Here is a 7,009-nt window from a genome sequence, read left to right as displayed (position 1 = left end):
ATCAATTTCCCAACCGTCCCCCGCGGCACCGAACGCCTGCGTTTCACCCCGTCGCCCGTGCATGGGCCGGATGAAATGAACCGACTGGTTCAGGCGATGGACGAACTTTGGTCACATTGTGCGCTAAATCGCGCCGAACTTGCCGGATAACCTCACGCCAAAGTGTGCAACGAGTTTGCTGCGTGTTAAGCTTACGCTAACAAAAGTAGCGGACGAATCGTTTTAGGGGCGATTCGCCGTGGACGCGTAACACGCGACAGGCAAAGATGGGGCAGCAGGAATGATTGGGCGCAGATCACAGCGCAATTCCGAAGAAGACATGGACGTCAGGCCAAAGGGTTTTGACGACTACGAGGTACGGCTAGGCGATGTTATGCGCGGTGAACGCGCAACGATGGGCAAGTCGCTGCTGGATGTGCAACGAGAGTTGCGGATCAAGGCCAACTACATCGCTGCCATCGAAAATGCTGATCCCGATGCATTCGACACACCCGGTTTCATCGCCGGGTATGTGCGGTCATACGCCCGCTATCTGGGCATGAACCCGGATGAAACCTTTTCGACCTTCTGTCAGGAAAGCGGCTTCGAAGTCGCGCACGGCATGTCTGCCGAGGCGTCGGTCGTCAAGAAAGCGCAAGGCGGATTGCCCGCGCGTGGATCGATGGGGCGTGATCCCTTCGTCTCACCCAGCACACCTTACATTCCGGGCCGCGAATCCGTTGTCAGCCAGATTGAGCCGCGGGCTATTGGATCGACCTTGGTCTTGTTGGCCGTCATCGGTGGCATTGGCTATGGCGGCTGGTCAGTCCTGAACCGCATTCAGCAGGTGCAGGTCAGCCCGGTCGAACAGGCACCGGTAGTTCTGACCGATCTTGATCCGCTGGACGCGGCGCAAGCCCGCCCCGAGGGCGAGCAGATCGCCGGTGTTGAGGCACCAAGTGCTGAGGCGTTGGATCGTCTGTATCGCCCGCAGGCACTGGACGTACCGGTGCTGGTCGCACGCGATGCGCCAATTTCGACCCTTGATCCACGCAGTGTCGGGACGTTCCGCGCGCCCGAGCCTCCGCAGATCAAGGTGACCGAGGTTCATACGGTGGAACGCCCTGCATTGCCGCAAGTTGTGGAAAAACTGGATACAACATTGAAGATCGTGGCCGTGGACCCATCCTGGATGCGCGTTACAGCCGCTGATGGCAGCGTGATCTTCGAAGGGACACTGGGCACGGTTGAGCAAGGCAGCACATTCGAAGTGCCCTTGACCGAAGAACCGCCGCAATTGCGTGCGGGTGCCTCAGGTTCTGTCTATTTCTCGATGAATGGTGAACATTTTGGCCCGGCGGGCTCACCGGGAACGGTAGCCAAGGGCGTCATTCTGTCGAAAGACGCTGTTGCCGAAAGCTTCGCTGTTGTGGATCTTGAGGCAGAACAGAACAGCGCACTCAAACAGCTGGTCGCCGAATTGCAGACCGAGGCGACACAAGAGCCCGCTGAGTGATCTAGCCATTGCTCCCCATGGGTTGGCGAACTATCTAGGGGTCAACTCAGGCTGATCTGGAACATCCCCTCATGTCCCTCAATCACATACGCCCCTGGCGCGACATCTATCGCCGTAAATCTCGTCAGATCATGGTGGGCAACGTGCCGGTTGGAGGGGACGCGCCGATCGCGGTGCAGACCATGACCAACACTCTGACCACCGATGTCGCAGGAACCGTTGCACAGGTACAGGCGGCGGCAGAGGCAGGGGCAGATATTGTGCGGGTATCGGTTCCCGACGAGGCCTCGTCGAAAGCTCTGAAAGAGATCGTGCGCGAAAGCCCTGTTCCTATCGTGGCCGATATCCATTTCCACTATCGCAGGGGTATCGAGGCGGCCGAGGCCGGTGCGGCTTGTTTACGCATCAACCCCGGCAACATTGGCGATGAGAAGCGCGTGAAAGAGGTCATCGAAGCCGCGCGCGACCACAATTGTTCGATCCGCATCGGTGTGAATGCGGGAAGTCTGGAAAAACACCTGCTCGAGAAATACGCCGAACCGTGCCCCGAAGCGATGGTTGAAAGCGGGCTGGAACATATCCGTATTCTGGAAGACAACGACTTTCACAACTTCAAGATCAGCGTGAAAGCAAGCGACGTTTTCCTGTCTGCCGCGGCCTATCAGGGCATCGCCGAAGCCACGGATGCACCGATACATCTGGGCATCACCGAGGCCGGGGGGCTGGTCAGCGGCACCATCAAATCCGCCATTGGGCTGGGCAACCTTCTGTGGATGGGGATCGGCGACACGATCCGCGTCAGCCTGTCTGCCGATCCGGTGGAAGAGGTCAAGGTTGGCTTTGAAATCCTCAAGTCACTGGGCCTGCGCCATCGGGGCGTCAACATCATCTCATGCCCCTCCTGCGCGCGACAGGGGTTTGACGTGATCAAAACCGTTGAGGCGCTGGAGCATCGGTTGGAACACATCAAGACCCCGATGAGCCTATCGATCATAGGCTGCGTCGTGAATGGTCCGGGTGAGGCTCTGATGACAGATGTTGGTTTTACCGGCGGTGGGGCTGGGTCCGGCATGGTCTATCTGGCGGGTAAAGCCAGCCACAAGATGTCGAACGACAAGATGATCGACCACATCGTGGAAGAGGTCGAGAAGAAGGCGGCTGAACTGGATGCGGCGGTTGAGGCAGCAGAGTAAGGGTGTAGCGATAGAAACACCGAAGAACTAGCGATTGCTGCGGTTGCTATGCAGTCAACTGAATCACATGCTTTGTGACCGAGACAAGAGACGCCTGTGGCGCATTATTTTAGTTCACTTCGGATACGAAGATAAATTGAGCTATTCGTCGAATTTCGGATAAATGAACCCGTTCACCGGATAGTGACTGCCATACCGCCCTGGCTGGCTTTCGACCCGGACCAGCGACCAATCGTTGTTTTTGGATACGTCCTTGACGCCCATTTTCAACGATACTTTGTTGCGGTGCCAGTTGGCGTGGTTGATGATGACTTCACGCTCGGTGACAATATCGGATACGACCGCCACATGACCCAAAGGCATTCCGTTGGTTGCCCGAAACGACATCACCGAACCCACAACCGGTTCATTGCCTCGGTCAAAGAGATTGCGCGCCTTACCCCACCAGTCTTTGGCGTTGCCGCGAATTTCAATACCGCTGAGGTTTCGTGCGTAGGGTACGCACCACACCCTTTGCCCGCGGGCCTGTTTTCTTGAGACCTCTTGCAGCGCCATTGACTGGCGTTCCGGATCAAGATCGAAGTCGTTAGGGTTCTGAGCACAGGCAGAGACAAGAGCGATAAGCCCCAGCGCAATCGTATAGCGGGCGGCGCCGGGCAGGCGCGGCCAAATTGTATTCGTTTTGCGAGCGTTGATATGCAAGAAACTTCATGCCGGTTTGAGTGGTCACAGAGTTTTATTGCGATCTTGTGCGTTTTGAAAAGAGGTAGAAAAATTTCCCGGCAAGATCTTGCCGGTTCCGATTACTGAATGTGGGCCAATGGCCACACTCGAAAGCCTGTACACTTCCTTGGCGGATGATGCGTTGGAATAGTGAATTTGCAAAAGGCTTAGGTAAGACAATGGCGGCTTTTTGAATCAAAAGCCGCCTGGGTCTTAAATCGACGCGACATGCCTCCCCTGCAATTACCCCTGTTCCGCCCGAACACCATTAGCAATCTGCTGCATTTGATCGGCGGGCAGGAAGCCGCGCAGCATCTCGGTACCCAGAACGAAAGAGGGAGTGCCGGAGATTCGCAGCTTTTGCGCCAACTCGCGGGTCTTGGTGATCTCTTCGGAGACTTCATCACTGTCCATCGCTGCGATGATCGCCTCACTGTCCAGGCCCAGGCCGTCGGAGATGCGGCGCAGGGTGACCTCTGAAGGTTCGCCGGTGAATTCCAGAAGCGCATCATGAACCTGCTTATACGCATCATTACCTGCAACCTGTTTGGTCGCCACGGCAAAGCGCGAAGAGACGATCGAAGCATCGCCCAAAATGGGAAGCTCTTTGATCACCAGCCGGATGTTGCCATCCTCGGCCAGCAGGGAGGCCACCTCGGGCACGGCGCGACGGCAATATCCGCAGCGATAGTCCATGAACTCAACCAGTGTTATGTCACCGTCCGGATTGCCGCCGACCCAGCTGTAGCCGTCATTGAACAGGTCATCCGCATTGGCAGCGACAAGTTCCTTGTCAGCTTGGGCCTCAGCACTGGCGTTACGCTCTTCGAGGATATTGATTGCCTCAATAATGACCTCCGGATTTTCCAGCAGGTATTCGCGCACCTGCTCGCCGAACTCGGCCTTTTCAGCATCGCTCATGGCGTTTAGGTCAAGCGCCTGTGCTGGGCCGGTGATCAGGGAAAGACCCAATAGGGCCGGTGCAGCATGTCTCAGGATCATTTCCGTTTCCTTCTTTTGTTCTTTTTAAAGCGCTCGGAGGCAATCAACACATCCTGTGCCCTTTGCCAACCCGGAGAACCTTCGGGAAGCTGTGCAACAGCTCGTTTAGCATGAATACCCGCATCCTCAAGCCGGCCTTGCAGTGCATATCGTTCCGCAGTCACCGCCGATGCCATTCCGTTGTTGCCGACTTGCGAATAGGCAGACCCAAGATCGCGCATCAGGCGGGCGTTGCGATAGTCTCGTGCGCGCGCTTTTTCAAGTACTTGCAGGGCTTTCTTCGTCTGGCCATCCGCCAGAAGGGCTCGCCCATACCCTGCGAGGATCAGAGAATTGTTGGGCGCCATATCAACCGCAGCACCATAGGCCGCAACGGCCTCGGTCAGGCGCCGGTTTTCCAGCAAAATCTGCCCCTTCAGTTCATAAAAAAATGGATCATCAGGGCGGATTTCCAGCGCCCCGTTGATCGCGGCGCGGGCGCGGGTCAGATCGCGGTTCTGGTGATAAGCCGAAGCTTCGCGCATCAATCGGACGTCGCGGTCGGTTTCCTCGGCCGCGCGGCGCAGCGTCCAGGTCGGAGAACGCAAAAAGGCAGATAATTTACCTTTGATACGGGCAAACCAGTAATCCGCATTTGGGTTCTTTTTTGCTTTGTCACCAAACTGATCCAGAAACGACTCGGCTGCGCGAAGCCGTTCGCGGCTGGTCGGGTGCGAGCGCATGTAGGGATCCTGCCTGAATTCGCTCAGCAATTCCTGACCGGCAAACTTGCGGTGCAGGTCGACCATCCCGCGTGGCGAAATTCCCGCCCAACGCAAGTAGCTGGCCGCGCTGCGATCGGCCGAGGCCTCTTCTGCACGTGTATGACCCAGAAAACTACGCAGCGCCGATGCCTGAGTGCCCGCGGCGATGCCTACAGCAGCTTCTCCGCCACCAGCCGCCGCAGCCGCCAGTGCCAGCAGCGTACCAAGTTGCGCGTTGCGTTGCGCTGCCCGCAGGTTTTCCGAACGCCGGGCCAGATGACCATTGGCGATATGGGCGGCTTCGTGTGCGATCACGGCCTGCAACATCTCGGGGGTTTCGACGGTCAGGATCAGGCCGTAATTCAGGTAAATGGTGTTATAGTCGATGACGAAAGCGTTGAAAACGCTGTCATTTACCACCAAAACCCTAACGCGGTTGGTGTTCAATCCTGCAGCGCGCAGGACAGGAAAGGCAAGCTCTCGCAGGCCATGTTCAATATCGGGGTCGCGGATCAGACTTTGAGCACTGGCTTGCGCGACACTGACCAGCCATGTCACTGCAATCAGCAACAAGGCCGGGATTGACGCCAGCCGAGATAAGCGTTCAAAAGCCATGGCTGCAACATGGGAGATGGCCATGAGAAACTCAACCCGTTCCGGGGTCGATCCCTTCATCGTGATGGATGTGATGGAGGCTGCGCGCAAAGCGGAAGAGGCCGGGCGACATGTCGTGCATATGGAGGTTGGCCAACCAGGAACCGGTGCCCCACAAGGGGCGACCAGGGCTCTTGCCATGGCCATGGAACAGGGACCTTTGGGGTATACGGTGGCGTTGGGTCTACCCGCGCTTCGGCAACGGATCGCACGGCTTTATGGCGAGTGGTATGATGTTGATCTCAATCCCGAACGGGTGGTGATCACCCCGGGGTCGTCCGGTGGGTTTCTGCTGGCTTTTACAGCCCTTTTCGACAGCGGTGATCGTGTGGGGATCGGTGCGCCGGGATATCCATCTTATCGGCAAATTCTGAAAGCTTTGGGATTGGTGCCCGTCGACCTGCCAACTGCGCTGGAAAACCGTCTGCAACCGGTGCCTGCTGATTTTACAGGACTTGATCTGCAGGGATTGATGGTCGCCTCTCCCGCGAACCCCACCGGGACGATGTTGGATCACGCTGCGATGCGGGCGCTGATCGAGGCCGCGCAGGGGCAGGGTGCATCGTTCATCAGCGACGAGATTTATCACGGGCTGGAATACGAAGCCAAAGCCGTCACCGCGCTGGAACTGACGGATGAGTGCTATGTGATCAACTCATTCTCCAAGTATTTTTCGATGACGGGCTGGCGAGTGGGGTGGATGGTCGTTCCCGAGGATCAGGTGCGCGTGATCGAGCGCATTGCGCAGAACATGTTTATTTGCGCCCCCCATGCCAGTCAGGTGGCGGCCTTGGCCGCGATGGATTGCGAAGATGAGCTGCAGGCCAATCTGGATGTCTATCGCCGTAATCGTCTTCTGATGCTGGACGGTTTGCCCAAGGCCGGGTTCACCAATATTGCACCGCCGGATGGGGCGTTTTATGTCTATGCAGATGTCTCGGATTTGACGCAGGATAGCCGTGCCTTTGCAGCCGAGATTCTGGACAAGGCCGGGGTGGCGGTGACGCCGGGGTTGGATTTCGACCCAGTGCGCGGGCACACGACTCTGCGGTTTTCATATGCGCGCTCGACCGAAGACATACAGGACGGGCTTGACCGGCTGCAGCGTTTTATGGCCGAGCGGGGCGCGATATCAGAGCAGGCCTAAAGCGTTCACAAAGGCGGGGCGATGCTATAGGCTCTGCGTCAAACGATCTCGG

At 57.4% G+C, this 7,009-nt stretch carries 6 protein-coding genes and 1 pseudogene; 4 read left to right on the top strand and 3 right to left on the bottom strand.

Annotated elements, in window-relative coordinates:
• From Q1B46_RS08060 to ispG, 3 genes and pseudogenes are all read left to right on the top strand, one after another.
• Nucleotides 1-150: pseudogene (locus tag Q1B46_RS08060) on the top strand (5-aminolevulinate synthase); the annotation flags it as partial.
• 130 nt (nt 151-280) lie between these two features.
• The gene (locus tag Q1B46_RS08055; protein ID WP_299946682.1) at nt 281-1,495 is read left to right on the top strand and encodes a helix-turn-helix domain-containing protein; all 1,215 of its coding nucleotides are present in this window, start codon (nt 281-283) and stop codon (nt 1,493-1,495) included.
• 71 nt (nt 1,496-1,566) lie between these two features.
• Nucleotides 1,567-2,688, top strand: coding sequence for a flavodoxin-dependent (E)-4-hydroxy-3-methylbut-2-enyl-diphosphate synthase (gene ispG / locus Q1B46_RS08050; RefSeq protein WP_299946680.1), 1,122 nt, complete (start codon nt 1,567-1,569; stop codon nt 2,686-2,688).
• A gap of 141 nt (nt 2,689-2,829) precedes the next feature.
• On the opposite strand, the gene Q1B46_RS08045 is transcribed toward ispG, so the two are convergent.
• The 3 genes from Q1B46_RS08045 to Q1B46_RS08035 all read right to left on the bottom strand — a co-directional run bounded on the left by Q1B46_RS08045 (nt 2,830) and on the right by Q1B46_RS08035 (nt 5,795).
• Nucleotides 2,830-3,324, bottom strand: a complete 495-nt coding sequence (locus Q1B46_RS08045; protein ID WP_299946714.1) for a CHAP domain-containing protein — start codon at nt 3,322-3,324, stop codon at nt 2,830-2,832.
• Nucleotides 3,325-3,654: 330 nt separating this feature from the next.
• Entirely contained in the window at nt 3,655-4,413 is a 759-nt protein-coding gene (locus Q1B46_RS08040) for a DsbA family protein (RefSeq protein WP_299946678.1), read from the bottom strand.
• Nucleotides 4,410-5,795 carry a M48 family metalloprotease gene (locus Q1B46_RS08035; RefSeq protein ID WP_299946676.1) on the bottom strand — a complete coding sequence of 462 codons (1,386 nt, stop codon included), beginning with the start codon at nt 5,793-5,795 and terminating at the stop codon, nt 4,410-4,412. Before Q1B46_RS08035 ends, Q1B46_RS08040 begins: the two co-directional genes overlap by 4 nt.
• Between Q1B46_RS08035 and Q1B46_RS08030 the strand changes: the two genes are divergently transcribed.
• Nucleotides 5,794-6,957: an aminotransferase class I/II-fold pyridoxal phosphate-dependent enzyme gene (locus Q1B46_RS08030; RefSeq protein WP_299946674.1), complete on the top strand. Its 1,164-nt coding sequence runs from the start codon at nt 5,794-5,796 to the stop codon at nt 6,955-6,957. The two genes, Q1B46_RS08035 and Q1B46_RS08030, sit on opposite strands and share 2 nt — an antisense overlap.
• Nucleotides 6,958-7,009: the final 52 nt, after the last annotated feature.

It is taken from the genome of uncultured Ruegeria sp. (assembly GCF_947500045.1).
Taxonomy (GTDB): domain Bacteria; phylum Pseudomonadota; class Alphaproteobacteria; order Rhodobacterales; family Rhodobacteraceae; genus Ruegeria.
Note: the sequence above shows the minus strand (reverse complement) of the source record. Positions and strands in the feature narration are given on the sequence as shown.